The organism is Streptomyces sp. NPDC102258, from assembly GCF_055584685.1.
Genome location: NZ_JBVJLO010000002.1, coordinates 243,004 through 268,590, shown reverse-complemented (window position 1 = coordinate 268,590; position 25,587 = coordinate 243,004). Strand labels below are relative to the sequence as shown.

Here is a 25,587-nt window from a genome sequence, read left to right as displayed (position 1 = left end):
ACGGACGGATGACTGGCGCTAGTAGGGGGAGCCGGGACCGTGTGGACAGCAATGGGAGTGTGGCGCTGGCGGCGCAATCCACTGCGCCGGCCGAGCGACCTGTTCGAGGCGTGGGTGGCCCTGGCGGCGCTCGTGTGCGTACTGCTCGTGGCTCCGGCCGTGGGCTGCGCGGCGGGACTGAAGGTGGACGGCACGTTGCAGCGGGCCGCGCGCGAGCAGCGGCAGGGGCGGTATCTGGTCCCGGCGGTGGTGGTGTCCCCGGCGCCGGGTCCGGTCGCCGGGGCGAATCCGGACGCGGCCGAGCAGCGGCAGGCCCCGGAGCGGACGCCGATCGTGGCCGCGTGGACGGCGCCGGACGGCAGCAGCCACCGGGGCACGGTGCCGGCGGCGCAGGAACCGCCCCGGCCCGGGGAGCGGTTCCGCATTTGGACCGACGTCAAGGGGCGGCTGGTGGGGCAGCCGCTGGACCCGGCCGCGGCGTCGTTCCACGCGGGCGTGGCCGGCCTGGCCGCCGCGCTGACGGCGGCCGCGCTGGCGGAGACGCTGCGGCGGCTGGTCGTACGCCGGCTCATGCATCGGCGGTACATACGTCTGGACCGCGCGTGGGCCGCGACCGGACCCGACTGGGGCCGGGCGGGCGCGGGCAGCTGACCTGGCAACTCCCCGGCCCCGCGCGCGCTACGGTGGGGCCGCGGGCCGGTCGGTGGCCGCTTCGGCCGCACGGGACGGCTCCGGCCGCCCGGGCCGCTGCGGCGGTTCCGGACCGCTGCGGCCGCGTCGGATGTTCCGGGCCGCTTCGACAACGCGAGTACGAGGGTGGGGGCGCGACAGCACGATGGCTCAGGGCACGGTCCAGGTGACGCACGGCGGGGCCTCGCGGTGGCGACGGCGTTCCGGTGAGTATCCGACGCTGAGCGCCGCGCTCGCCGTCGCGGGCGACGGCGACGTGCTGTCCATCGCCCCCGGTACCTACCGGGAGAACCTGGTCCTGCGGCATGCCGTGACCCTGCGCGGGCCGGAGGGCGCGGTCGCCGGGTCGGTACGGATCGCCCCGCTCGACGGGGTCGCGCTGACGGTGCGCGCCTCGGCCGTGGTCCAGGACCTCTACCTGGAGGGCGCGGACCGGGCGGCGCCCGCGCTGCTCGTCGAGGACGGCGCTCCGGAGCTCAGCGACCTGCGGGTGCACACCCGTTCCGCGGCCGGGATCGAGGTGCGCGGCGGGGCCCGGCCGCTGGTGCGCCGGTGCACGGTGGAGAATCCGGCCGGGGTCGGGATCTCCGTCCTGGACGGCGGTGGCGGGGTCTTCGAGGAGTGCGAGGTGGTGGCCGCCGGCCAGGCCGGCGTATCGGTGCGCGGCGGGCACCCCCGGCTGGAGCGCTGCCGGATCCACCACGCCACGGGCGCGGGCATCGCGGTGACCGGCGAGGGCTCGGGTCTGGAGGCACTGGGCTGCGAGGTCTACGAGATCAAGGGCGCCGGGGTGCAGATCGCGGGGCGCGCCGCGGCCCGCCTCACCGACTGCTCGGTGCACCGCACCTCCGCCGACGGGGTCACCCTCGACACCGACGCCGTACTCACCCTCGCGGGCTGCGACATCCACGACATCCCGGAGAACGCCGTCGACCTGCGTTCGCGTTCGGTGCTCACCCTCAGCCGCACCACGGTCCGCCGGTTCGGGCGCAACGGGCTGTCGGTCTGGGATCCGGGGACGCGCGTGGACGCCGAGTCCTGCGAGATCCACGACAGCACCGGGGACTATCCGGCGGTGTGGATCAGCGACGGGGCGAGCGTGTCGCTGGACTCGTGCCGGGTGCACGACGTGCCGGACGCCCTGTTCGTCCTGGACCGGGGGTCGCGCGTCGACGTCGTCGACAGCGATCTCACGCAGGTCCGCAACACGGCTGTCTCGGTCAGCGACGGCGCCAGCGCGCAGCTCGACGACTGCCGCATCCGCGAGGCCGGCACGGGGGCCTGGTTCCGGGACCACGGCAGCGGCGGCGCCCTCGCCAACTGCACGATCGACGGCGTCCAGACGGGCGTGATCGTCACCAAGGGCGCCGATCCGACGCTGGAGCGGTGCACGGTCAGCTCCGCCGCCGAGGCCGGTTTCTACGTGTCGGCGGGTGGCCGCGGCACCTTCACGGCCTGCCGGGTGAGCGGCAGTTCCGGTTTCGGCTTCCACGTCATCGACGGCTGCCGGACCAGCCTCACCCGCTGCCACACCGAGCGCTGCGCGCGCGGCGGCTACGAGTTCGCGGAGGACGGCCCGCTCGCCGAGGAGTGCACCGGCGACGAGCCCGGTCCCCGGCTCGCCGCCCAGGCGGCGGGCGGCGGCGCGCACGCCGGGGCGCGGCCGGGGATCCGTACGGTGACGGCGGCCCGGGACCTCGCGGACCGCGGCGGCGCCGGGCTCCCCGGCCAGCGCTCCGCGGACCTGCCGGATCCGGCGGACACCCCGGCGGGCGCCGGCCCGAAGACAGACCGGGAAGCGGGCGCGGCCCGGGACTCGGGCGAGGTGCTGGGACAGCTGGACGCGCTGGTGGGCCTGGAGAGCGTCAAACGCGAGGTGCGGGCCCTCACCGACATGATCGAGGTGGGCCGCAGGCGGCAGCAGGCGGGCCTGAAGGCCGCGTCCGTGCGCCGGCACCTGGTGTTCACGGGCTCCCCCGGCACCGGCAAGACCACCGTCGCCCGGCTGTACGGGGAGATCCTGGCCTCTCTCGGGGTGCTGGAGCGCGGGCACCTGGTGGAGGTGTCCCGGGTGGACCTGGTCGGCGAGCACATCGGTTCCACCGCGATCCGGACGCAGGAGGCCTTCGACCGGGCGCGCGGCGGGGTGCTGTTCATCGACGAGGCGTACGCGCTGGCGCCGGAGGACTCCGGGCGCGACTTCGGCCGCGAGGCGATCGACACGCTGGTGAAGCTGATGGAGGACCACCGGGACGCCGTGGTGGTGATCGTCGCCGGGTACACGGAGGAGATGGACCGCTTCCTCACCGTCAACCCGGGGGTGGCGTCACGGTTCTCGCGCACCATCACCTTCGGCGACTACGGGCCGCGGGAACTGCTGCGGATCGTGGAGCAGCAGGCGGAGGAGCACGAGTACCGGCTGGGCGAGGGCACCGCGCAGGCACTGCTGGCGTACTTCACCCAGTTGCCGAAGGGCCCGGCGTTCGGCAACGGCCGCACCGCGCGCCAGACCTTCGAGTCGATGGTGGAGCGGCACGCGGGCCGGGTCGCGCAGCTGACCGAGCCGAGCACGGACGAGCTCACCCTCCTGTTCCCGGCGGATCTGCCCGCTCCGAGCGCGGCGCACTGAGCCGCGGACCGGGGACCTCCCGCGTGTCCTGTACGTCGGCCCGCGCGGCGGCGGCCAGTCGTGCCAGCAGCGCGTCCCGTTCGGCGTCGAACACCGGATCGGCCTGGTAGTCCCCGTGGCCGAGGATCGGCGCGGGCAGCGGCTGTCGGGGGCTGCGCCCGTAGGCGAGCGGATCGCGCAGGGGGCCCACGTCCACCGGCTCCCGGTCCCCGGCGCCGGCGCCCACGGGGCCGCCGATCGGGTCGGTGGCCCGCCACAGGTTGCGCCAGCGGTCGAGGTCCCGGTGCAGGGCGGCCAGCGGCCCGGGTCCGAAGCAGTCGGGGAACCAGCGCCCGTACAGCCGGGCCAGCGGCGATCCGTACGTCAGCAGGGCGACCCGGCGGCGCGCGGCGGGTGACAGCTGCCAGACGGCGGCGGCCGCGAGGACGCTGCCCTGGGAGTGGCCGGAGATGACGAGGCGGCCGCCGGTGCGGGCGGTCCAGGCGGTCATCCGCCAGGCCAGGTCGGGCACCGCCCGCTCGGCGTAACAGGGCGGGGCGAAGGGGTGGGCGGCGCGGGGCCAGAAGGTGCCGACGTCCCAGAGGATGCCGATGGTGCGACGGGCGGCGGGGTCGCGGTAGGCGCGGCGGCCCCAGGCGGCGAAGGCGGCGATGCCGAGGCCGATCAGCCACGACCCGGTGTCCTGCGCGGCCCGCGCGGCGGTCTCCAGCACCGGTCCGGCCCCGCGCGCCGCCTCGGCCGGGACCCGTCCGCTGAGCCAGGCCCCGGCGAGGGCGCCGGTGCCGAGCAGCAGGGTGATCCCGGAGACGGCCCCCACGAACCAGGGCGCGGAGTCGGTGAGCGCGGCGGCGGCCCGCGCCCCGGCGATGCGCCGGCTGCGGTCGGTGTCGGGCGGCTCGCCGGGGTACTCGGCGGCGACGGTGGCGGCGGTCCGGCGCCGCACGAGGGCGGCCCGGGTGCCCACCCCGGCGGACAGCAGGCCGAGCACGAGCAGCAGCGGCGGCAGCACGGCGGCCTGCCAGGACAGCAGCACGGGCGGGCCCGGGAACGCGGCCCCGGGCGGCATGCCGGGGGTGGCGCCGCCGTCGATCCAGTCGGCGACGCGCTGGGCGACCCCGCCGGACATGACCCCGCCCAGGGCGCACCCGAGCATGGCGACGGCGGGCCCGCCGAAGCCCCGCAGGGCGGCTCCGGTGCGGGGCGCGCCGCGCTGGAGGCGGTGGGCGACGGCGGCGAGGGCCAGGACGCAGCAGCCCTGACCGAGCATCAGCACCCCGAACGCGAAGTCCCCCGGGAGCCGCCCGGCCGCGACCCAGCCGGGGCGGGACCAGCCCGCGTACAGGAGGACGGCGGCCAGCAGGGCGAGGGCCCCGCCGGGCAGCAGGGTGATCGCGGCCCGGTCGAGGCGGTGGTCGGGCCGGGCCTCGCTGCGGCCGCGCCGGCAGACGACCCAGAGCACCGTGGCGGCCCCGGCCGCGAGCAGCGCCTCGACGGCCCAGCCCGCGGCCCGGAGCGCGGGGCCGGTGGCGGCGCTGCCCCGGTCGTGGCGGATGGCCGGCGCGGCGACTGCCACGGCGACGGTGAGCAGTCCGGCGGCGGTGTGGGCGGCCCGCAGCCGGGCCACGATGCGCCGGCCGTACCAGAAGCCGGGCCGCCCGAGCGGGGCCGCCGCCTCCCGGCCGGGGGTGGCGCCGCCCGGGGCGGCGGCCGGCGGCGGCTGGGACTCGTAAGCGCTCCAGGTGCGGTTGGAGAGGTACCAGAGCAGGCCGGTCAGGGCGGCCGGGACCAGGGCGCCGAGCGCGAGGCGCCGCCCGGGCTGGCCCCACCAGCGGCCGGGCCCCGCGAAGCCCAGCCAGGAACGGGACGGCGTACAGGCGGGGTTGCCCGCGCACTGCCAGGCCAGCAGGTCGAGGGCGACCTCGCACGCCGCCGCGACCAGCAGCACGGTGAGGCTGAGGGCGAGGACCCGGACGAGGAGCCCGTACGTCCGCACCGCGCGGGCGGGGGCCTTGGCGCCGGCCGGGGCGGCGGGCCGGGCCCAGTGGGCGAGGTTGACCACCATGAAGGGCAGGAGCAGCAGCCACAGGGCGCGGGCCCCGTTGCCGGAGGTCAGCCGGGACCAGCAGTAGGCCTCGCGGACGGGCCGGCCGGCGTAACGCCCGGGGTGGGCCTCGGCGTCGGCGTCCTCGGCGCGGCGGAACACGGCGGCGGTGGAGTCGCCCGTGATCCGGACGGGGTGGGGGTCGCGGAGCAGTTCCCCGGGCGGGGCTCCGGCGACTCCGTGGACGAGGAGTTCGAGGGACAGCGGATCCGGCACGGCTGGCACGGCTGGCACGGGGCCTCCGCGGGTGAGGGGGTGGTGCGCGGGGCGGCCCCTCCAGCATCCCGCCCACCGCCCGCCTTGCCCAGGCCCCTTGCGTGTGAACCCCGGGACCCGGCCGCCTCAGGCCCGACCAACCGCGGGACCCGGCCAACGCCCGACCCGGCCGCCACGACGCCCCCACCCCCGCAGACATCTGACGGAGAGCCAGCTAAGGTGGCGCGGCAGTCCCGTCCGGTCCGGCCCAGGGGGTACCCGTATGACCCGCCAACTCCGCCCCGTCGGGCTGGGTTTCACCGACGACGCTCCCCTCCGGCTGGCCTTCGGGGCCCGGCTCTCGGCCGGGCCCGACGCCGTGTACCGGGCGCTCGCCGAGGAGGTGACCGGCTGGCCGGACTGGTTCGGGGCGGTGGCCCTGGCCCGGCCCACGGGCGGCGGCGCGGGGCGGGAGGTCCGGCTGACCGGCGGGGTCCGGTTCCTGGAGACGGTGCTGGCGGCGGAACCCGGGCGGCGCTACGCGTACCGGGTCGACGAGACCAACGCGCCGGGCGTGCGCGCCCTGGTGGAGGAGTGGCTCCTCGCGCCGGTCGCGGACGGCCCGGGCACGCTCGTGCGCTGGACCTTCGCGGCCGACGGCCCGGCCCCGTTCCGACTGGCGCTGACCGCCGCCCGCCCGGCCCTCGGCCACTCCTTCCGCACGGCGGTACGCGCCCTCGACGCCCGCCTGACGGCCCGCGCCCGGGGCTGAGGCGGCGGCCTCGCACCCCGGCCGCGCCTCAGGCGGCCGGCTCGCGCCAGTCCCCCGTGTCCAGCAGCGTTTCGATGGTCTTCGCGTACGGGGCGATGTCGAGCCCCTGCGCCGCCAGCCAGGCGTCGGAGTAGTACTTGTCGAGGTAGCGGTCGCCCGGGTCGCAGAGCAGGGTGACGACGCTGCCCGTGCGCCCCTCCGCGACCATCTCGGAGACGATCTTCAGCGCGCTCCACAGTCCGGTGCCGGTGGAGCCGCCCGCCTTGCGCCCTATGACCTGTTCGAGGGCGCGGCAGGCGGCGACGGAGGCCGCGTCCGGCACGCGCATCATGCGGTCGATGGCGCCCGCCACGAAGCTCGGCTCCATGCGCGGCCGGCCGATGCCCTCGATGCGCGAGCCGCAGTCGCTGCTCGCGTGCGGGTCGTGGTGGGTCCAGCCGTCGAAGAAGCAGGAGTTCTCCGGGTCCGGGACGCAGATGCGGGTGTCGTGCTGCATGTAGCGCACGTAGCGGCCGATGGTCGCGGAGGTGCCGCCGGTGCCGGCGGTCGCCACGATCCAGGTGGGCTCCGGGTACCGCTCCAGGCGCAGCTGCTGGTACATCGACTCCGCGATGTTGTTGTTGCCGCGCCAGTCGGTGGCCCGCTCGGCGTAGGTGAACTGGTCCATGTAGTGGCCGCCGGTGCGGGCGGCCAGATCGGCGGACTCCTCGTACATCTTCATCGGGTCGTCGACGAAGTGGCATTGCCCGCCGTGGAATTCGATGAGGCGGCACTTCTCCGGGCTGGTGGTCCTCGGCATCACCGCGATGAACGGGACGCCGATGAGCTTGGCGAAGTAGGCCTCGGAGACGGCGGTGGAGCCGCTGGAGGCCTCGATGACCGGGCGGCCGGGGTGGATCCAGCCGTTGCAGAGCGCGTACAGGAACAGCGAGCGGGCCAGGCGGTGCTTGAGGGAGCCCGTCGGGTGCGTGGACTCGTCCTTGAGGTAGAGGTCGATGCCCCAGGCCTCGGGGAGCGGGAAGCGCAGCAGGTGCGTGTCGGCGGAGCGGTTGGCGTCCGCCTGGACCTTGCGCACGGCCTCCTTGAGCCAGGCGCGGTACTCCGCGTCGCTGCGGTCGATGTCGACCGTCGCCAGGACCGGGCTCGCGGCGGCCGCGGCCGCACGTCTGTCCGCAGCCGTCGTACCGGTCGTACCGGTGGTGCCGGTGGTGCTCATGCGCCTTGCTCCTTTGTCCGTCCCATGACCCCCTGCCTTCGCAATGTACCCCTCTCACCTGCACAAATGGTTACTTTGGGTTTCTATGCGGATCGCTTTCGGTCGCGTTCGGTTGCACCGGAGCCCACCGTGGGTGACCCTGGTGGAGCGCTACCGAGGGTGCAGCACCCGTAACAATGATGTCGGGGAGTCGCAGCCGTGATCAGTCATTCCCGCAGGCACTGCGTCGTCGAACTGCAGGCCTTGCCCGCGCGGATCGGTCAGGTCCGCAGAATCGTCGCCGCCCAACTGCGTCACTGGCAGCTCGACCCGCTCATAGACCGGGCTGCGCTCGGCGTGACGGAGCTGCTCAGCAACGTCCACCGCCATGCGCAGCCCGACAAGGTGTGCAGGGTCGAGATCGAGTTCCGCCTCGGGCGGCTCACCGTCTCCGTCCACGACGGAGATCCCCGGCTGCCCGTCCGGCGGCAGGCCGACACGCTGGAGACCTGCGGGCGCGGACTCGCCCTCGTGGAGGCCGTGAGCGAGGCCTGGGGGGCCCGGCCGCAGCCGGACGGCCCCGGGAAGGTGGTGTGGTTCTCGCTCCGGGCGGCCCCCGCCCCGGCCGCGCCCATCGCCACGGTCCATATCGGCGCGAACAAGCCGGTACGAGAGCCCGCCCGGCCGGTGCTCACCGCCGTGGACGCGCGGGCCGTCTCCGACACCGTGCCGGTGGCGGTCCCGGCCGGCACCGGGCCCGGCTGACCACCCCCGAGGCGCGCCGCGCCCGGGCGGCCCCGGCTTCCACCGCCTCCACCCCCACCGCGCGGGCATGGGCCGCGCCGGCGGGGAGCGGCCCGGCAGCGGCTCAGGCCACCGCGCCCAGGGTCCCGAGCGGGTCGTCCAGGACCGGCTGCCACGCCAGCTCCGCCGCGCCGACCAGGCTGTTGTGGTCCAGGGTGCACGGCAGGATCGGCACGCCCCCGCTGCGCCCCCAAAGGCTGCGGTCCGCGACCACCGCGCGCAGCCGCTCCGGGTCGGCGTGCAGCAGCTCCCGGTGCAGCCCGCCGAGGATGATCCGGTCCGGGTTCAGGATGTTGACCAGGCCCGCGAGGCCCAGCCCGAGGCGGTCGATGAGCTCCTCGGCGGCGGCCCGCACGCCCGGCTCCGCGTACTCGGCGCGCAGCAGGTCCCGAGCCTGCTGGAGCAGCGAGACCTCCGGGCCCGGGGTGCGGCCCGCGGCGGTGAGGAAGGCCAGCGGGTCGGCCTCCACGTCCAGGCAGCCCCGGCTCCCGCAGTGGCAGGCGCGCCCCTCCGGGTTGACGGTGAGGTGGCCGACCTCCAGGGCCAGGCCCGCGCTCCCGCTGTGCAGCCGGCCGTCGAGGACCAGGGCCCCGCCCACGCCCCGGTGGCCGGTCGCCACGCACAGCAGGTGCTGCGCGCTGCGGCCCGCCCCGTGCCGGTGCTCGGCGAGCGCGGCCAGGTTGACGTCGTTGCCGGTCAGGGCCGGTCCGTCGATCCCGGCCGCCTTCACGCACCGCGCGAAGATGGCCCGTACCGGAGATCCGGCCGGCCAGGCGAGATGCAGCGGGTTCAGGGCCGTGCCCTCGGGCTCCGCGACCGCCGAGGGGACCGCGAGGCCCGCCCCGACGCAGCGCCGCCCCGACTCGGCGAGCAGCGCGGCCCCCGCCTCGACGACCGCGCCGAGGACCTGGGCGGGGTCCGCGGAGACGGTGACCTTGCCGGGTGCGGTGGCCACGATCCGCCCGCCGAGGCCCACCAGGGCGGCCCGGAACCCGTCCGGGTGCACCTGCGCGGCCAGCGCCACCGGGCCGTTCTCCGCGACGGCCAGCCGGTGTGAGGGGCGGCCCTGGGCTCCGCCGGCCCCGCCGGGGCGGGAGTCGACGCGGATCAGGCCGAGCGCCTCCAGTTCGGCGGCGACGGCTCCGGCGGTGGCGCGGGTGACGCCCAGCTCGGCCGTCAGGACCGCGCGGGTCGGGGCGCGGCCGGTGTGGACGAGCTCCAGCGCCGGGCCGAGCGCGCCCCGGCCGCGCTCCAGCCTGGTCCGCGCCGACGCGGCGGCCGCCGAGGCCACCGACGCCGGGGCCGGGGCCTGAGCCGATGCCCCAGCCGAAGCCGAAGCCGAAGCCGACGATGTATCCGAAGCCGTGGACACCGTGGTCACGTCCCCCACCCGCCGCGGGGCCCCGTTGCCGTTCATGAAAGGGATCCTCGCATGTGCGGGCGGGCTCGGACGCCCGGCTACGGGCCCAGACCGCCGACCCGCAGTGTGATGTTCAGCCTCCCGGTCAGCCCCAGGCCGGGCGGCCCGGTGCCGGGCAGCACCTTCGGCACCCCGTGGAAGGCCATCCGGCCGGGTCCGCCGAAGACGAACAGGTCCCCGCTGCGCAGCTCGACGTCCCGGTACGGGCGTCCGCGCGAGACGGTGTTGCCGAAGCGGAAGAGGCAGGAGTCCCCGAGGCTGAGCGAGACGACCGGGGCGGCGGACCGCTCCTCGGCGTCCCGGTGCATGCCCATCCGGGAGTCGCCGTCGTAGAAATTGACCAGCGCGATGTCGTACGCCTCCCCGGGCGCCAAGGCCCCGGCCGCGGCCCCGGCGTCCGCGACGGCCCGGGCGCCGAGGTCGGCGAGCCACCGGGGCATCGGTTTCACGGGCGCCCCGTCCCCGTCGACGGCGGTCCGCGCGTATCCGTACGGGTACCAGTGCAGCCCCAGGCAGACCTGCCGGGCGGTCATCGTCCCGCCTCCCGGCGTACGGACCGTGCGCAGGCCCGCGGGCGGACGGGCCCACTCCCGGCAGGCGGCGAGCAGCTCCCGCTGGGCGCCCTCCCCGAGCCAGCCGGGCAGGTGCAGGGCGCCGGGTGCGATCTCGGCCCGCTCGCGCGGGAACAGTTCCCCGTTCACCCCTCCATTGTGGCGGCGGCGCTGGCACACTCACCGCATGAAGATCATCGACTATGTGGCGACCCTCGAACGGGAGGGCGAGCTGATCGCGGCGACGGCCGAGCGGACCGGTACGGACGCACTGGTGGCGACCTGCCCGGGGTGGCGGGTGGGCGACCTGCTGCGGCACACGGGGGCGGTGCACCGCTGGGCCACGGGCTTCGTGGCGGACGGCCTGGTGGACCCGGTGCCGATCCAGGACGCCCCGGGACTGGCCGGGGCGGAGCTGCTGGGCTGGTTCCGGGAGGGACACGCGCGCCTGGTCCGGACCCTGGCGGAGGCGCCGGCGGACGTGCTGTGCTGGACCTTCCTGCCGACGGCGCCCCCCTCGCCGCTGGCTTTCTGGGCCCGCCGGCAGGCGCACGAGACGACCGTGCACCGTTTCGACGCCGAGTCCGCGCTGGGCCCGGCCACGCCGATCACCCCGGTGACGCCGGAGTTCGGGGAGGACGGGGTGGACGAGCTGCTGACCGGGTTCCACGCCCGGCCGCGCAGCCGGGTGCGTACCGAGGAGCCGAAGACGCTGCGCGTGCGGGCGGCCGACACCGGCGCGGTCTGGACGGTGCACCTGTCGCGGGAACCCGCCCGTACGGTGCGCGGCGACGCCGGGGACCCGGTGGACTGCGACCTGACCGGGCAGGCGGCCTGGCTGTACGCGGCGCTGTGGAACCGGCTCCCGCTGGCCGGGCCGGAGGTGTCCGGCGACGTCGCGCTGGCCGCGCTGTGGCAGGAGACCGGCCGCATTTGATCTCCGTGGCCCGAGGAGAGTCCGCCGGGCCGCGCGCCACACGGAAATGGGTGTGCGCCCGGCGCGACCCGTTGACAGGGTGGGGCCATGGACCACCAGCACGATGACGCACCCGCCGACGCGCCCCGCGACGTACCCGCCGACGCGTCCGGCGCCGCCCCGGGCGGCCCGAAGCCGCCCCGGCCCCCCGCGGCCGGGTGGATCACCACCCCCGTCGACGCCGCCCTGCTGCGCGGCGCGCTCGAAGTGGAGCGCACCGCGCGCGGGGTGCTGCCGCACCGGCTCCCGGCGCGGGCCCGCGCGCAGTTCCCCGACCCGTACCTGGGCACGGTCGAGACCCAGCCCTCCGGCGTACGGCTGGCCTTCCGCACCCGCGCCACCGTGGTCGAACTGGACGCCCTGCGCACGAAGAACGCCTACCGGGGCGTCGACCCGCGCCCCGACGGCCGGTACGAGCTGCTGGTGGACGGACGGCCGGCCGGGTGGGCCACCGCCCACGGCGGCAACGTCCTGCTGATCGACATGGCGGCCGGCACCGTCGAGTTCCAGGCCGGCCCGGTCGCCGCCGTGCGGTTCGACGGCCTTCCCGACCGGGAGAAGGACGTGGAGATCTGGCTCCCGTACAACGAGGTGACCGAGCTGGTCGCGCTGCGCACCGACGCCCCCGTCGCGCCCGCGCCGGACCACGGGCGCCGGGTCTGGCTGCACCACGGCAGCTCCATCAGCCACGGCTCCAACGCGGCGGGCCCGACGACGATCTGGCCGGCGCTGGCCGCCGCTCTGGGCGGGGTGGAGCTGGTCAACCTGGGGTTCGGCGGGAACGCCCTGCTCGACCCGTTCACCGCGCGCGCCCTGCGGGACACCCCCGCCGACCTGATCAGCGTGAAGATCGGGATCAACATCGTCAACACCGATGTGATGCGGCTGCGCGCCTTCGGCCCGGCGGTGGACGGGTTCCTCGACACCATCCGCGAGGGGCACCCCACGACGCCGCTGCTGGTCGTCTCCCCCGTGCTGTGTCCGCTCCAGGAGGACACTCCGGGGCCGCTGGCCGCCGACCTGGTGGACGGGGAGATGAGCTTCCGGGCGCTGGGCGATCCGGCGGAGGTGGCGGCGGGGCGGCTGACCCTGACCGTGATCCGCCGCGAGCTGGCCCGCATCACCGCGCGGCGCGCGGCGGACGACCCGAACCTGCACTACCTGGACGGCCTCTCCCTCTACGGGGAGGCGGACTTCGCGGAGTTCCCGCTGCCGGACGGCCTGCACCCGGGCCCGGAGGGCCACCGGCGCATCGGCGAACGCTTCGCCGCGCTGGCCTTCGCGAAGGACGGCCCGTTCGGGGCGGCTTAGGAGCCGGTCCGAGCTGGTCCGGGGCCGGGCAGGGTCCGCAGCCGGTTCCGGTCCGGTTTGCCCGCGTCGGTGAGCGGCAGGCGGTCCACGAGGAGGATCCGGCTCGGGACGTACAGGGCGCCCAGCCGGGCGGCGACGAAGGCGCCGAGCCGGGCGGGGTCCGGGGCGCGGCCGGGGGCGGGGACGACCGCGGCGTGGAGTTCCTCCGTCCCGTCCGGGCCGTGCGTCCCGTAGGCGGCGCAGCCGGCGACGTCCGGGTGGGCGAGCAGCGCCTGTTCCGCCTCGGCGGGGTGGAGGTGGCCGCCCGCCACGATGACGGCCTCCCCCAGGCGGTCGACCAGGTGGAGCCGGCCCGCGCCGTCGAGGAACCCCACGTCGCCGGTGGCGACCCAGCCGTCCCGGAGCACCCGGGCGGTCGCCTCCGGCCGCCGCCAGTACCCGTTCATGGTCGTGGGGGTGCGGACGTGGATCTCCCCCGTGTTCCCGGGGGGCAGGACGGCGCCGGCCGGATCCCTGGTCTCCACGGCGACTCCGGGCAGCGGCCGGCCGGCCGTCACGCGCCCGCCGGGGCCGGTCACCCCGTGTTCGTGCGGCGGCACTTCGGCGATCGGGCCCGCCTCGGTCTGGCCGTACGAGCCGTACAGCACCGGCCCGAGGACCTCGGTGGCCCCGCGCAGCCGTGCGGCCGAGGCGGGGGTGCCCCCGTACGAGAGGCGGCGGAGGCTGGAGAGGTCGGTGGTGGCGAGGCCGGGGTGGTCGAGCAGCTCGTACAGCAGGGGAGGCAGCAGCCACAGGTCGGTGACGCGGTGCCGTTGGACGGCCGCGAGGACCCCGGCCGGGTCGAAGCCGTCCTGGAGGATCACGGATCCCCGGGCGAGGAGTGCGGCGTCGGCGGCGATCCCGGCCATGTGGGCGAGGGAGGTGCAGGCGAGGAAGCGTACGGGGGCGCCGGGCGGGACGTGGGCGTTGTGGACGTCCAGGATCCGCCGGTACGCGCCGTGCGCGAGCCGGACCAGCTTGGGCGGGCCGGTGGTCCCGCCGGTGGAGCGCAGGCACCAGTCGTCCTCGGGACGGGCCGCCCCCGGCGACCGTACGGGTCCTCGTGCGGCGGCCCGGCCGGGCGGCTCCTCGGTGAACAGGCCCGGGTCCAGGGTCAGCCGCACGGGTCCGCGGGGTCCGGCGGGCAGCACCCGGGCGGCGTCGGCCGCGGCCGGGTCGACGAGGAGCAGCGCGGCCGCGGTGGCGTCCAGGACGCCGGCCCAGGCCGCCGGGGCGGCGGTGGGGGCGAGGTGCACGACGCGGGCACCGAGGAGGTTCGCTCCGTAGCGGGCGATGAGGGCTTCGGGCCGGTTCCCGGTGAGCAGGGCGACGGTGGCGGAGCGGGTGACGCCGTGGGCGGCGAGGAGGGCGGCCGCGCGGTGGACGGCGTCGTGGAGCCGGCCGGCGGTGAGGGTCCGGCCGGGGTCCGGGGCGGCCGGGCCGGCGGCGGTGGTGGTGAGCACGGTCCGGTCCGGGGAGCGGGCGAGCGAGGCCAGCAGGGCGTCCACGTAACTCTCGTACGCGGGGCCGGTGTCAGCGGGCACGGCGGAACTCCTTCGCAGGGGGTTCAGGGGGGTGCGGGGGCTACTCCGGAGGCTAGGAGAGGCGCGCTCGCGTCGTCCAAGACCGGTTCCGCCATGAGACGGTGCCTTCGTGGTGATGGGTCGGGGTCGTGAGGGGGGAAGTCGGTGGATCTGCCGGCGTTGCGGTGTTTCCAGGTCGTCGCGCGGTACGAGCACATCGGCCGGGCGGCGGAGGAACTGCGCACCGCCCAGCCGTCGGTGAGCCGGACGATCGCCCGGCTGGAAGCGGAGGTGGGGGTGCGGCTCTTCGACCGGCGCGGCCGCCGGATCCACCTGAACCGGCACGGCGCGGTCTTCCTGCGCCGGGTGGACCGGGCGCTGGCCGAACTCGACGACGCCCGCCGGGAGCTGGCCGACGCGGCGCGCGGCGGCGAGGGCGGTGTGGTGACCGTGGCGAGCGAGACGCTGCTGACGCTGACCGGGCTGCTCGCCGCCTTCCGGGCCGCCCACCCCGGTGTCGACGTACGGCTGCGGCAGTCGTCCGCCGAGGTGATGGCGCGGCAACTGCGCACCCGTGAGGTGGACTTCTGCTTCGCCTCCCAGCCGCTCGACGGCCCGGCCCTGCGCTCGGCGGTGCTGCTCAGGGAGGAGGTGCTGCTCGCGGTGCCGGCCGGGCACCGGCTGGCCGGGCGCGAGGGGGTCGCGGTGGCGGACCTGGCCGGGGAACCGTTCGTCACCCCGGGCCGCGGTCACTGGCAACGGATGCTCGCCGACCGGCTGTTCGCCCGGGCCGGGGTGTCACCGACGGTGGTGTGCGAGGGGGACGAGCCGGGCGCCGTCCTCGACCTGGTGGCCGCCGGGCTCGGAGTGGCGCTGGTCCCGGCCCTGGCGCGGGCGTACGGCATCCGGGGCGTCGTCGGCTGGGCCCGGCTGGACTCGGCCGAGGCCCGCCGCGAGCTGTGCCTGGTCCGGGCGGCGGACGCCTACGAGTCCGCGGGCGCCCGGAGCTTCGCGGACTTCGCGGTGCACCACTTCCGGTCGGTCGTTCAGCCGAGGGTGGCGGCGTAACGGGTCTGCGGGCCGAACTCCCACTCGGGCGCGGCGTTCCAGGGGTTGGGCATGGCCGCGCTGGTCGCGTACGCGTATCCGGCGCCGCGTTCGAAGGCGGTGCGCAGGGTGGCGCGCATCGCCTCCGCGTCGGGGACGTCGTGGACGAGGTGCCAGAACGCGGTGCCGTCCGGGTCGAGTTCGGTGCCGGCGCGATAGCCGCCGCCGACGGGGTCGAACACGTTGCCGCCGGGCCGGCCGCCGGAGGTGTACGCGGCGTAGGTGTCCTCGAAGGTGACGAAGACGTCGGCCGTGCGGTGGCCCGGTTCGAGGTAGCAGGTGGCGATGGCCGTGCCCGGGTTGTCCACGACCAGCTCGTCGGCGCCCGGGGCGAGGGCGTTCATCGTCTCCTGGACGTAGCGGCGCAGTGCGGCGTACCGGTCGCGGGTGGCGTTGTCCGGGCCGCAGTCGCGGCTGACGACGTCGAAGAAGATGCCGTCGACGTGGAGGCGGCCGGTGGTGTCTCCGGCGGGCTTGAGGTAGTTGTCGACGGAGGCCCGTACGGCGGCGGGGTCCCGGTCGCCGTGGTCGGTGTGGACGTAGCCGAGGACCTTGGTCTTCTCGCCGGTGGCGGTGGTCCCGGCGCGCAGGGCGTCGGCGCGGGCCCGCCAGGAGGCGTCGAAGGGGGCGTCGCCGTTGCCCGGGTTGAGGACGACGACGGAGGCGGCCGGGCCGGTGGTCGTGAGGTCGGTGAGGACCGGGTCGCCCGCCCCGACGTAGGCGGGCACGGCTATGTCCAGGCCCCGTACGCCGGGCGGCCGGGGTCTGGGCGCGGGGGCGGCGGCCCCGGTGGGGAGCGGCACCGGGGCCGAGGCCGAGGCGGGTACGGGAACGGGCGCGGCCGGGGCGGCGGAGGAGGCGGCCGGGCTCCGGGCTCCGCGAGGCGGCTCGGGCGGGGCGGTCACGGCGGGCGCGCAGGCGGCGAGCAGCCACGTCGCCAGGGCGGCGTACAGGGCCTTGGCGGCGACGCGGGCGCGGGGCATGGCTGTTCCTCCGGCGGGCTGGGGGGCGACCCGAGGAACAGTAGACGCGCGGCAACTCGGTGAAGGGCGAACCACCCACATTGGTAGGAGGAACAGACAATCGACCTGTCACCTCGTCATCCGACACCCCGCCGGACGCCCTCCCCGACGTTCACCCCCGGCTCCCGGGCGGAGGGCCCGCGCGGGGGCCCTCCGCACAGGGGGCGCTCAGCCCCGCCCGGCCCGGGACTGGCGGGCGTCCAGCAGGTGCAGCGCCTTGCGCGCGAGCGGGTACGTACGCACCATGTCGGCCAGCGTCAGCGACCCGCGCGTGATCCGGGCGAACGCCAGCCAGGCGGGCCGCAGCCCCGTGATGGCCGCGTGCAGCATGCCCGGACGGGATTCGAACAACTTCAGCATCCGTCGGCCGACGGCCATCTCCACGCCCAGCCCGGCCTTGACCGCGAAGGCGTAGTTGAGCGCCTGACGGCGGGCGTCCACCGCGTCCTGCGCCTCGGAGACCTTCACGGCCCACTCCCCGGCGAGCCGTCCCGAGCGCAGCGCGAAGGAGATGCCCTCGCGCGTCCACGGCTCCAGCAGGCCGGCCGCGTCGCCCGCCACCAGCACCCGGCCGCGCGAGAGCGGCGAGTCGGGCTTGCGGCAGCGGGTCAGGTGCCCGGAGGAGACCTCCGGCTCGAAGCCGGCCAGGCCCAGCCGGCCGATGAAGTCGTCCAGGTAGCGCTTGGTCGCGGCGCCGTCGCCCTTCGCCGAGATGACCCCGACGGTGAGGGTGTCGCCCTTGGGGAAGACCCAGCCGTAACTGCCGGGCAGCGGGCCCCAGTCGATCAGGACGCGGCCCTTCCAGTCCTCGGCCACCGTCGGCGGAACCGGGATCTCCGCCTCCAGGCCCAGGTCGACCTGGTCCATCTCCACCCCGACGTGCGAGCCGATCCGGCTGGCGCTGCCGTCCGCGCCCACCACGGCCCGGGCGAGCACCGTCTCGCCGTCCGCGAGGACCACGGCGACCGTGCGCCGGTCGGGCACCGCCGCGCCGTGCTGCTCGACGCGGGCCACGGCCGTCCCCGTACGGAGCGTGGCGCCGGCCTTCTCCGCCTCGGCGACCAGGGCCGCGTCGAACTCCGGCCGGTTGACGAGCCCGAAGAGCATCCGCTTCGAACGCCGGGTGCGGGTCAGCCGGCCGTTGTGGGAGAAGGTGACGGCGTGGACGCGGTCCCGCAAGGGCAGCACGAAGCCCGGCGGCAGGGCGTCGCGCGAGGGGCCGATGATGCCACCACCGCAGGTCTTGTACCGGGGCAGTTCGGCCTTCTCCAGCAGCAGGACGCGCCGCCCGGCGAGGGCCGCCGCACGGGCCGCCGAGGCGCCGGCCGGTCCGGCGCCGACCACGACGACGTCCCACACCTCCCCGGAGCCCTCCGCCCCCTCCTCCGGGTTGTCGGCGGGCACCGGCACGGCCGGCCCGTCGTCCGCCGCCGCCGGAGCGGCCTGTCCTGCGCTCGCGCCGTTGACGTCGTCGTCGCTGCTGCTGTTGCTGCTGCTCACGATGTGCTGCTGCTCCTGATCACGCGGTTGCTCCGATGCCGTGGAAATCCTACGGGCAGGGACCGCCTCGCCCCTCTGTGCGAGGATCGGCACTGTCTTTCACCTTGCTTTCGCCGCACCCGGCACTCATATAAACGTCGCACCCACGAGGAGCGTGCCCATGTCCCAGAATCCGATCGCCGAGACCGTCGCCTCGCTGATGCCCCGCGCCAAGGCGGAGCTGACCGAGCTGGTGGCCTTCCAGTCGGTAGCGGACTGGGCCCAGTTCCCCAAGAGCGAGAGCGAGGGCGCCGCGAACTGGGTGGCCGACGCGCTGCGCGCCGAGGGCTTCCAGGACGTGGCGCTGCTCGACACCCCCGACGGCACCCAGTCCGTGTACGGCTTCCTGCCCGGTCCCGAGGGCGCCCCGACCGTCCTGCTCTACGCGCACTACGACGTGCAGCCGCCGCTGGACGACAACGCCTGGATCTCCCCCGCCTTCGAGCTGACCGAGCGCGACGGCCGCTGGTACGGGCGCGGCGCCGCGGACTGCAAGGGCGGCTTCATCATGCACCTGCTGGCGCTGCGGGCGCTGAAGGCGAACGGCGGGGTGCCCGTCTCCGTCAAGGTGATCGTCGAGGGCTCGGAGGAACAGGGCACCGGCGGCCTCCAGCAGTACGCCGAGGCGCACCCGGAGCTCCTCGTCGCCGACACCATCGTCATCGGCGACGCGGGCAACTTCCGCCTCGGCCTGCCGACCGTCACGGCCACCCTGCGCGGCATGACGCTGGTCAAGGTGAAGATCGACACCCTGGGCGGCAACCTGCACTCCGGGATGTTCGGCGGCGTCGCCCCCGACGCGCTCGCCGCGCTGATCCGGCTGCTGGACTCGCTGCGGGCCGAGGACGGCTCGACCACCGTGGACGGGCTCGCCTCGGACGCCGTCTGGGAGGGCCTGCAGTACCCGGAGGCCGACTTCCGCGCCGACGCCAAGGTCCTCGACGGGGTCGGCCTGATCGGCGAGGGCACCATCGCGGACCGGCTGTGGGCCCGGCCGGCCGTCACCGTACTCGGCATCGACTGCCCGCCGGTGACCGGCGCGACCCCGTCGGTGCACGCCGCCGCGGGCGCGCTGATCAGCCTGCGCGTGCCGCCGGGCGTGGACACCGCCGAGGCCATCCGGCTGCTGGAGGCGCACCTCGTCGCCCACACCCCCTGGCAGGCGAAGCTGGAGCTGGAGGTCGTCGGACAGGGGCAGCCCTTCCAGGCGGACACCACCAGCCCGGCGTACGCCTCGATGGCGGCGGCCCTGCGGGAGGCGTACGACGGCCAGGAGATGCAGATCAGCGGCATGGGCGGGTCGATCCCGCTGTGCAACACGCTGACGTCCCTGTACCCGAAGGCGGAGATGCTGCTGATCGGCCTGAGCGAGCCGGAGGCGCAGATCCACGCGGTGAACGAGAGCGTCTCCCCGGAGGAGCTGGAGCGCCTGTCGGTGGCCGAAGCGCTCTTCCTCGTCAACTACGCGGAGTCCAAGCGCGCCTGAGGCCCGCCGGCCTCACCCGTGTGGCCCGGGGCGCCTCGCGCCCCGGGCCGCCGGCGCTCCCTAGGCCGATCCGCCGTCGCTTCTGGGGCCGATCCGCCGGCGCTCCGGGGCCGATCCGCCGTCGGCGTACCACGCTTCGGGCGAACTCCGCTCCGGGCGAACTCGGGGGCGCCGGGCCGGGATCCGTACCTAGGCTCGCGGCATGGATCCCGAAGTCGTCGAAGTGCTCCCCGGCCGCCTCCACCTGCTGCGCTTCCCGATCGGCCAGGCCTACCTCTGGCAGGACGGTGCGGCCCTGACCCTGATCGACGCCGGTCATGCCGGGTCCGCCGACGCCATCGAGGGGGCGATACGTTCCCTCGGGCAGGCGCCGGAGCGGCTGGAGCGGATCGTCCTCACCCACTGCCACCGGGACCACGTCGGCGCGGCCGGTGAACTCGCCGCCCGCCGGGGCGCGGAGGTCGCCGCGCACCGGCTGGACGCCCCGGTGGTCCGGGGCGAGCTGCCGGTGCCCGAACCGGTGCTGCTGGACTGGGAGCTGCCGCTGTACGCCCACGGGCTGACGGTCCCCGGGGCTCCGGCGACGCGGGTCGACCGGGAGCTGGAGGACGGTGACGTACTGCCCTTCGGGGACGGTGCGGTCGTGGTCCACGCCCCGGGTCACACGCCGGGCAGCATCGGCGTCCACCTGCCGGCCCACGGAGTGCTCTTCACCGGTGACTGCGTGGCGGGCGTGGGCCAGGTGATGCTGGGAGTGTTCAACGTCGACCGCGCCCAGGCCCTGGCGTCCTTCCGGCGCCTGGCCGCCCTGGATCCGGAGGTCGCCTGCTTCGGCCACGGCGACCCCTGGCTGACCGACACCGCGGCCACCCTCCGGTCGGCCGCGGCCGGAGCCGGGGCGCCTGCGGGCTGACCCTCACGCCTGGGGCTTGGCCCGTACGTGCATCCGCTCGCCCTGCCTGCCGAAGAGGCTCAGCACCTCGACGGGCTGCCCGTCCGCGCTGCTGAACCAGTGGGGCAGCCGGGTGTCGAACTCGGCCGCCTCACCGGGCCCGAGCACCAGGTCGTGCTCGGCGAGGACGAGCCGGAGCCTGCCGTGGAGCACGTAGAGCCACTCGTAGCCCTCGTGCGTGCGCTGGTCGGGATCGGAACCCCGGTCGGTGATGATCATCTTGTACGCCTGGAGGGGGCCCGGACTCCGGGTCAGCGGGACGAAGGAACCTCCGTGCGGCAGCGGGTGCGGCTTGAGCCGGACCCGGGGGTCCCCCACCTCGGGCGCCCCGACCAGGTCGTCCAGGGGCACCCGGTAGGCCCCGGCGAGCGGGAGCAGCAGCTCCAGGCTGGGGCGGCGCAGGCCGGACTCCAGCCGGGAGAGGGTGCTCTTGGAGATGCCGGTCGCCTCGGAGAGGGCGGCCAGGGTGAGGCCGCGCTGCGCCCGCAGCCGCTTCAGCCGGGGAGCCACCTCGTCGAGGACCGTCCGGTAGGTGGCCGGTACGTCCGGCGGTGTGTCCATACGGGCATTCCACTCCGGTTTCCCGGAAACGGCAACAGAAGTTGCCATACCGTTCCCCAGGCGCGCACCCTCGGCGCCATGAGCGCACACACCGCCGGACACCACCACGGCCACTCCCCCTCCCCCGCCGACTCCCACTCCCACACCGCCGCCGCCGATGTCGACTGGGAGGCCCTGGCCACCCACCTGGAGACGAGCGGTGAACTCCACCTCCCCGCCTACCGCGACACGGCGGCCCGCCTGCGGGAGGCGCTCGGCCCGGACCACCGCGTCCGGCGCGTCCTCGACATCGGCAGCGGCCCCGGCGTCATGACCGGCGTCTTCGCCGAGACCTTCCCGCACGCCGAGGCCGTCGCCGTGGACGGCACCCCCGCCCTGCTGGACCGCGCCCTGGCGCGTGCCGAGCGCCTCGGGCTCACCGGAGGCCGCGTGTCGGTGCGCCACGCCCGGCTGCCGGAGGACCTGGCGGCGCCGGAGGCCGACGGCGGCGGCCTGGGCTCCGCCGACCTGATCTGGAGCAGCAAGACCGTCCACCACATCGGCGACCAGCAGGGCGCCCTGGACGCGCTGGTCCGCCTGCTGCGCCCCGGCGGGATGCTGGCCGTCGCGGAGGGCGGCCTGCCGATGCGCTTCCTGCCCCGCGACATCGGCCTCGGCAGGCCGGGGCTCCAGGCCCGGCTCGACGCCGCCCAGGAGGACCGGTTCCAGTCCATGCGCGCCGGACTGCCCGGCAGCGTCCGCGTGGAGGAGGACTGGCCCGCGCTGCTGCGCCGCGCCGGACTGACCGGCGTGGGCTCCTTCACCTCCCTCCTCGACCTGCCCGCCCCGCTGACCGGCCCGGGCCGCGCGTTCCTGCACGACCAGCTGACGCGGCTGCGCGAAGCGATGGCCGAGCAGCTGGACGCGGAGGACCTCGCGGCCCTCGACGTCCTGACCGACCCGGAGTCGGCCGAGGGGATCCTGCGGCGGCCCGACGCCTTCCTCCTGTCGGCCGTCACCGTCTACACGGGCACCCGCCCGGCCCGATGACCCACTGCCGCCGCCGGGTCCCGGGCCGGGACTTCGGCGCGTGGCTTCGGCCCCGGTCAGGGGGTGGGGCGGCCCGCCTCCAGGTAGAGGGGGCGGCCGCGTTCGCGGGCGCGCAGGGCCCACCGCAGCCGGTCCTGGCGCTGGCGGGGCAGCAGGCCGGCGGCCTCCTCCTCGGTGGCGAACCGCCAGGCGCGCAGCTCCGGTCCGGGCAGCCGCAGCCGCGCGGTGTCCGCCGCCGAGAGCCGGCCGCCGTCGAAGAGCAGCCGCAGGCCCCCGTACGCCGGTGAGCGGGGCGGCTCCCAGTCGACCACCAGCAACTGCGGCACCCGGTCCAGCGCGAGGCCCAGTTCCTCCGCGACCTCCCGTACGCCCGCGCACGCGGGGGCCTCGCCCGCTTCGACCACCCCGCCCGGGAACTCCCAGCCCGGCTTGTACGTCGGATCGACCAGGAGCACCCGGTCCCGCTCGTCGAAGAGCAGCACCCCCGCCGCCACCGTCTCCCGCGTCGGTTCCGGGGTCTGCACGATGTCGCAGACGGCCGCCGTGTCGGTGCGTACGGCCTCGGCGATCCGCTCGGCGGTCTCCCGTACCGTCAGCCGTCCGTTGTCGATGACGTGCGCGTCGGCGGTCAGCCAGGGCAGCGCCTGCCGGTAGGCCGGAAGGTGGTCGAGGGCCCAGGTGCGGTCCCGCGCGTCCGCCGGCTCCGGCTCCTCCCGCCGCCGCTTCGCCATCCGCTCCCGCAGGATCGTTTCCTCTGGGGCCAGCAGAACGTGCCGCACCGGTATCCGGCGCGCCGCCAGGCCGCCGAAGATCTCGTCCCGGTACTCCTGGCGCAACAGCGTCATCGGCACCACCAGCACCCCGCCCGTCTCCGCGAGCACCGCCGCCGCCGCGTCGACGACGAGCCGCCGCCAGCTCGGCAGGTCCTGGTAGTCGCTCACCTCGGCGAGGCGCTTGGCCGGCAGCATCCGGCGCACCGCGTCCGCGACGATCTCAGGGTCGTACAGGGTTCCGCCCGGCAGGAGTCCGGCCAGTTCGCTCGCCGTGCTGGTCTTCCCGGCACCGGACGTGCCGTTGATCCAGACAATCACGTATACCCCTCTCCCGATGGCTCGCCTCCCAAGCCCCCTGAGGCTTGCCCGCCCCACCCTGCCACGGAAACCCGCTCTCCGGCCGTGTGCTTATCCTCAAGGTCAGGGCCGGATGAAAGCCGCGCCGCCGTCGCTCCAGGAGGTCTCCCCGCCGTGCCGCAGACCCGTCAGCCGTCCGAGCCCCGCTACGGCAACCGGCCGACCATGAAGGACGTGGCGGCCCGGGCCGGCGTGGGTCTGAAGACGGTCTCACGGGTCGTCAACGGCGAGGCAGGGGTCACCCCCGACACCGAACGCCGGGTCCAGGAGGCCATCGAGGCGCTCGGCTTCCGCCGCAACGACAGCGCGCGCGTGCTGCGCAAGGGCCGTACCGCGACCGTGGGCCTGGTGCTGGAGGACCTCGCCGACCCCTTCTACGGACCGCTCAACCGGGCCGTGGAGGAGGTGGCCCGGACGCACGGCGCGCTCCTCATCAACGGCTCCAGCGCGGAGGACCCGGACCGCGAGCGGGAGTTGGCGCTCGCGCTGTGCGCCCGCCGGGTGGACGGGCTGATCGTGATCCCGGCCGGGGACGACCACCGCTACCTGGAGCCGGAGATCAGGGCGGGCGTGGCGACGGTGTTCGTCGACCGCCCGGCGGGCCGGATCGACGCGGACGTGGTCCTGTCGGACAGCTTCGGCGGCGCCCGTGACGGGGTGGCCCACCTGATCGCGGGCGGCCACCGGAGGATCGGCTTCATCGGCGACCACCCCCGCATCCACACCGCGACGGAACGCCTGCGCGGCTACCGCGCGGCGATGGCCGGAGCGGACCTGCCCGCTGACGCCGCCTGGGTCTCCCTCGGCTCGACCGACCCGGCCCGCGTCGCGGCGGCGGCCCGCGCCATGCTGACGGGCCCCGACCCGGTCACGGCCGTCTTCGCGGGCAACAACCGGGTCACCGTCACCCTGGTCCGGATCCTCGCCGAACTCCCGTACCCCGTCGCCCTGGTGGGTTTCGACGACTTCGAACTGGCCGACCTGCTCCGCCCGGGCGTCACGGTGGTCGCCCAGGACGCGGCGGCGCTGGGCCGCGTCGCCACGGACCGCCTCTTCCAGCGCCTCGCCGGCGCCGCCCCGCCCCCGGCCCGCATCGAACTCCCCACCCGCCTGATCCCCCGCGGCTCGGGCGAACTCCCGCCCCACGGCGGCTGAACCCGGCGGCGGCCCGACACGTCCGGCCCGCCCCCGGCGACTCGGGGACGGGCCGGACGTACGTACGTATGCGTACGTGGATCAGGCGGTCGTCCTCAGGGTGGCGGAGCGGCGCGGGATGGCGAAGGCGTCCAGTTCGGCGCGGGTCAGGCCGGTGAGGGCGGTGACCTCCTCGGCGCCGACCGCCCCGCAGTCCAGGCCGCGGACCAGGTAGCCGGCCAGGGCCTTGGCGGTGGCCGGCTCGTCCATGACGTCGCCCTCGATCTTGGCGACGTACGCCTTCAGGCGGGCCGCCGCGGCCTCCAGGCCCTCGCGGTAGAAGGTGAACACGGCCGCGTAGCGGGTCGGGAGGTGGCCCGGGTGCATGTCCCAGCCCTGGTAGTAGGCGCGGGCCAGGGCCCGGCGGGTGAGGCCGTAGTGCAGCTTCCAGGCCTCGTGGACGTGCTCGGTGGTGCCGATCGGCAGGACGTTGGTCGAGCCGTCGGAGACCCGTACGCCGGTGCCCGCGGCCGCGACCTGCATGATCGCCTTGGCGTGGTCGGCGGCGGGGTGGTCGCTCGACTGGTAGGCGGCGGAGACGCCGACGCAGGCGCTGTAGTCGAAGGTGCCGTAGTGCAGGCCGGTGGCGCGGCCCTGGGCGGCCTCGATCATGCGGGCGACGGTGGCCGTGCCGTCGGAGGCGACGATGGACTGGCTGGTCTCGATCTGGATCTCGAAGCCGATCCGGCCCGGGCGCAGGCCGCGGGTGGTCTCGAAGGCCTCCAGCAGCTTGACGAAGGCGCTGACCTGCTCGGCGTAGGTGACCTTGGGCAGGGTCAGGACCAGGCCCTCGGGCAGGCCGCCGTGCTCCAGCAGGCCGGAGAGGAAGACGTCCGTGGTGCGGATGCCGCGGTCGCGGACGTTGGACTCCATGCACTTCATGCGGATGCCCATGTACGGGGCGTTCGTGCCGTTGGCGAACGCCTGCGAGACGAGGCGGGCGGCGCGGGCCGCGGCCTGGTCCTCCTCCTCGTCGGAGCGGACGCCGAACCCGTCCTCGAAGTCCACCCGGAGGTCCTCGATCGGCTCCCGCCGGAGCTTGGCCCGTACGCGGTCGTAGACCGGTACGGCCAGCTCGTCGGAGATGCCGAGCACCTTGGCGAAGGTCGCGGCGTCGGGGGCGTGCTCGTCGAGGGCGGCGAGGGCCTGGTCGCCCCAGGAGCGGATGGTGTCGGCGGCGAACACGTCACCGGGGACGTAGACGGTGTGGATGGGCTGGCGGGTGCCGGGGTCGCCCGGGTAGTGACGCGCGAGTTCGGCGTCCACCGGCGCCAGGGAGGCGCTGATGCCCTCGCTGACCGCGCCTGCGAGGCTCGTCGCCACCTTCTCCTGCTGACCCATCCTGCACTCTCCTCTTTTTC

The 25,587-nt window shown here is 75.7% G+C and carries 21 protein-coding genes; 11 read left to right on the top strand and 10 right to left on the bottom strand.

Going from position 1 to position 25,587, the window contains the following annotated elements:
* The first annotated feature begins 39 nt into the window (after positions 1 to 39).
* Both ACZ6ZT_RS04390 and ACZ6ZT_RS04385 read left to right on the top strand, forming a co-directional pair.
* Entirely contained in the window at positions 40 to 651 is a 612-nt protein-coding gene (locus ACZ6ZT_RS04390) for an Rv1733c family protein (protein WP_469715409.1), read from the top strand.
* A 184-nt stretch (positions 652 to 835) separates the two neighbouring features.
* Entirely contained in the window at positions 836 to 3,319 is a 2,484-nt protein-coding gene (locus ACZ6ZT_RS04385; protein WP_469715408.1) for a right-handed parallel beta-helix repeat-containing protein, read from the top strand.
* Here the strand turns inward: ACZ6ZT_RS04385 and ACZ6ZT_RS04380 are convergent.
* Positions 3,270 to 5,654, bottom strand: a complete 2,385-nt coding sequence (locus ACZ6ZT_RS04380) for a hypothetical protein (protein ID WP_469715406.1) — start codon at positions 5,652 to 5,654, stop codon at positions 3,270 to 3,272. The two genes, ACZ6ZT_RS04385 and ACZ6ZT_RS04380, sit on opposite strands and share 50 nt — an antisense overlap.
* A 244-nt stretch (positions 5,655 to 5,898) precedes the next feature.
* Here ACZ6ZT_RS04380 and ACZ6ZT_RS04375 point away from each other — a divergent pair, with 244 nt between their 5' ends.
* The gene (locus ACZ6ZT_RS04375) at positions 5,899 to 6,387 is read left to right on the top strand and encodes an SRPBCC family protein (RefSeq protein WP_469715405.1); all 489 of its coding nucleotides are present in this window, start codon (positions 5,899 to 5,901) and stop codon (positions 6,385 to 6,387) included.
* 28 nt (positions 6,388 to 6,415) lie between these two features.
* Here the strand turns inward: ACZ6ZT_RS04375 and cds1 are convergent, their stop codons facing one another.
* Positions 6,416 to 7,603 carry an L-cysteine desulfhydrase Cds1 gene (cds1, locus tag ACZ6ZT_RS04370; protein WP_469715402.1) on the bottom strand — a complete coding sequence of 396 codons (1,188 nt, stop codon included), beginning with the start codon at positions 7,601 to 7,603 and terminating at the stop codon, positions 6,416 to 6,418.
* A gap of 198 nt (positions 7,604 to 7,801) precedes the next feature.
* Here cds1 and ACZ6ZT_RS04365 point away from each other — a divergent pair, with 198 nt between their 5' ends.
* A complete protein-coding gene (locus tag ACZ6ZT_RS04365; protein WP_469715400.1) occupies positions 7,802 to 8,347 on the top strand; it encodes an ATP-binding protein in 546 nt (181 codons plus the stop codon).
* A 103-nt stretch (positions 8,348 to 8,450) separates the two neighbouring features.
* On the opposite strand, the gene ACZ6ZT_RS04360 is transcribed toward ACZ6ZT_RS04365, so the two are convergent.
* Positions 8,451 to 9,803, bottom strand: a complete 1,353-nt coding sequence (locus tag ACZ6ZT_RS04360) for an ROK family protein (RefSeq protein ID WP_469715398.1) — start codon at positions 9,801 to 9,803, stop codon at positions 8,451 to 8,453.
* Positions 9,804 to 9,844: 41 nt separating this feature from the next.
* Positions 9,845 to 10,507: an alpha-ketoglutarate-dependent dioxygenase AlkB family protein gene (locus ACZ6ZT_RS04355; RefSeq protein ID WP_469715396.1), complete on the bottom strand. Its 663-nt coding sequence runs from the start codon at positions 10,505 to 10,507 to the stop codon at positions 9,845 to 9,847.
* Between the two features lie 37 nt (positions 10,508 to 10,544).
* Between ACZ6ZT_RS04355 and ACZ6ZT_RS04350 the strand changes: the two genes are divergently transcribed.
* Together ACZ6ZT_RS04350 and ACZ6ZT_RS04345 are read left to right on the top strand one after the other, a co-directional pair.
* Entirely contained in the window at positions 10,545 to 11,294 is a 750-nt protein-coding gene (locus tag ACZ6ZT_RS04350) for a maleylpyruvate isomerase family mycothiol-dependent enzyme (RefSeq protein WP_469715394.1), read from the top strand.
* A gap of 87 nt (positions 11,295 to 11,381) precedes the next feature.
* Positions 11,382 to 12,644 (top strand): GDSL-type esterase/lipase family protein, encoded by a 1,263-nt coding sequence (locus ACZ6ZT_RS04345; RefSeq protein WP_469715392.1) that lies wholly within the window; start codon positions 11,382 to 11,384, stop codon positions 12,642 to 12,644.
* Here the strand turns inward: ACZ6ZT_RS04345 and ACZ6ZT_RS04340 are convergent.
* A complete protein-coding gene (locus ACZ6ZT_RS04340; protein ID WP_469715391.1) occupies positions 12,641 to 14,227 on the bottom strand; it encodes a class I adenylate-forming enzyme family protein in 1,587 nt (528 codons plus the stop codon). The genes ACZ6ZT_RS04345 and ACZ6ZT_RS04340 overlap by 4 nt on opposite strands.
* A gap of 144 nt (positions 14,228 to 14,371) precedes the next feature.
* Here ACZ6ZT_RS04340 and ACZ6ZT_RS04335 point away from each other — a divergent pair, with 144 nt between their 5' ends.
* Positions 14,372 to 15,274, top strand: coding sequence for a LysR family transcriptional regulator (locus ACZ6ZT_RS04335; RefSeq protein WP_469715390.1), 903 nt, complete (start codon positions 14,372 to 14,374; stop codon positions 15,272 to 15,274).
* On the opposite strand, the gene ACZ6ZT_RS04330 is transcribed toward ACZ6ZT_RS04335, so the two are convergent.
* Positions 15,253 to 16,296 (bottom strand): spherulation-specific family 4 protein, encoded by a 1,044-nt coding sequence (locus ACZ6ZT_RS04330; RefSeq protein WP_469715389.1) that lies wholly within the window; start codon positions 16,294 to 16,296, stop codon positions 15,253 to 15,255. The genes ACZ6ZT_RS04335 and ACZ6ZT_RS04330 overlap by 22 nt on opposite strands.
* A gap of 207 nt (positions 16,297 to 16,503) precedes the next feature.
* Positions 16,504 to 17,835: a geranylgeranyl reductase family protein gene (locus tag ACZ6ZT_RS04325; RefSeq protein ID WP_469715387.1), complete on the bottom strand. Its 1,332-nt coding sequence runs from the start codon at positions 17,833 to 17,835 to the stop codon at positions 16,504 to 16,506.
* Between the two features lie 160 nt (positions 17,836 to 17,995).
* Here ACZ6ZT_RS04325 and ACZ6ZT_RS04320 point away from each other — a divergent pair, with 160 nt between their 5' ends.
* Together ACZ6ZT_RS04320 and ACZ6ZT_RS04315 are read left to right on the top strand one after the other, a co-directional pair.
* On the top strand, positions 17,996 to 19,360 hold the full coding sequence (locus ACZ6ZT_RS04320; protein ID WP_469715384.1) for a M20/M25/M40 family metallo-hydrolase: 1,365 nt from the start codon (positions 17,996 to 17,998) through the stop codon (positions 19,358 to 19,360).
* Between the two features lie 202 nt (positions 19,361 to 19,562).
* Positions 19,563 to 20,273, top strand: coding sequence for an MBL fold metallo-hydrolase (locus tag ACZ6ZT_RS04315; RefSeq protein ID WP_469715382.1), 711 nt, complete (start codon positions 19,563 to 19,565; stop codon positions 20,271 to 20,273).
* Positions 20,274 to 20,276: 3 nt separating this feature from the next.
* On the opposite strand, the gene ACZ6ZT_RS04310 is transcribed toward ACZ6ZT_RS04315, so the two are convergent.
* Complete coding sequence (locus tag ACZ6ZT_RS04310) at positions 20,277 to 20,873, bottom strand: helix-turn-helix domain-containing protein (RefSeq protein WP_469715381.1); 597 nt, start codon at positions 20,871 to 20,873, stop codon at positions 20,277 to 20,279.
* Between the two features lie 78 nt (positions 20,874 to 20,951).
* On the opposite strand from ACZ6ZT_RS04310, the gene ACZ6ZT_RS04305 reads away from it, so the two are divergent.
* Positions 20,952 to 21,902, top strand: a complete 951-nt coding sequence (locus ACZ6ZT_RS04305) for a class I SAM-dependent methyltransferase (protein ID WP_469715379.1) — start codon at positions 20,952 to 20,954, stop codon at positions 21,900 to 21,902.
* Positions 21,903 to 21,958: 56 nt separating this feature from the next.
* Here the strand turns inward: ACZ6ZT_RS04305 and ACZ6ZT_RS04300 are convergent, their stop codons facing one another.
* Positions 21,959 to 22,993 carry an NUDIX hydrolase gene (locus tag ACZ6ZT_RS04300; protein WP_469715377.1) on the bottom strand — a complete coding sequence of 345 codons (1,035 nt, stop codon included), beginning with the start codon at positions 22,991 to 22,993 and terminating at the stop codon, positions 21,959 to 21,961.
* Positions 22,994 to 23,197: 204 nt separating this feature from the next.
* Between ACZ6ZT_RS04300 and ACZ6ZT_RS04295 the strand changes: the two genes are divergently transcribed.
* Positions 23,198 to 24,187, top strand: a complete 990-nt coding sequence (locus ACZ6ZT_RS04295; protein ID WP_469715824.1) for a LacI family DNA-binding transcriptional regulator — start codon at positions 23,198 to 23,200, stop codon at positions 24,185 to 24,187.
* Between the two features lie 81 nt (positions 24,188 to 24,268).
* Here the strand turns inward: ACZ6ZT_RS04295 and ACZ6ZT_RS04290 are convergent, their stop codons facing one another.
* Positions 24,269 to 25,567: a DUF6986 family protein gene (locus ACZ6ZT_RS04290; protein WP_469715375.1), complete on the bottom strand. Its 1,299-nt coding sequence runs from the start codon at positions 25,565 to 25,567 to the stop codon at positions 24,269 to 24,271.
* Positions 25,568 to 25,587 lie beyond the last annotated feature (20 nt).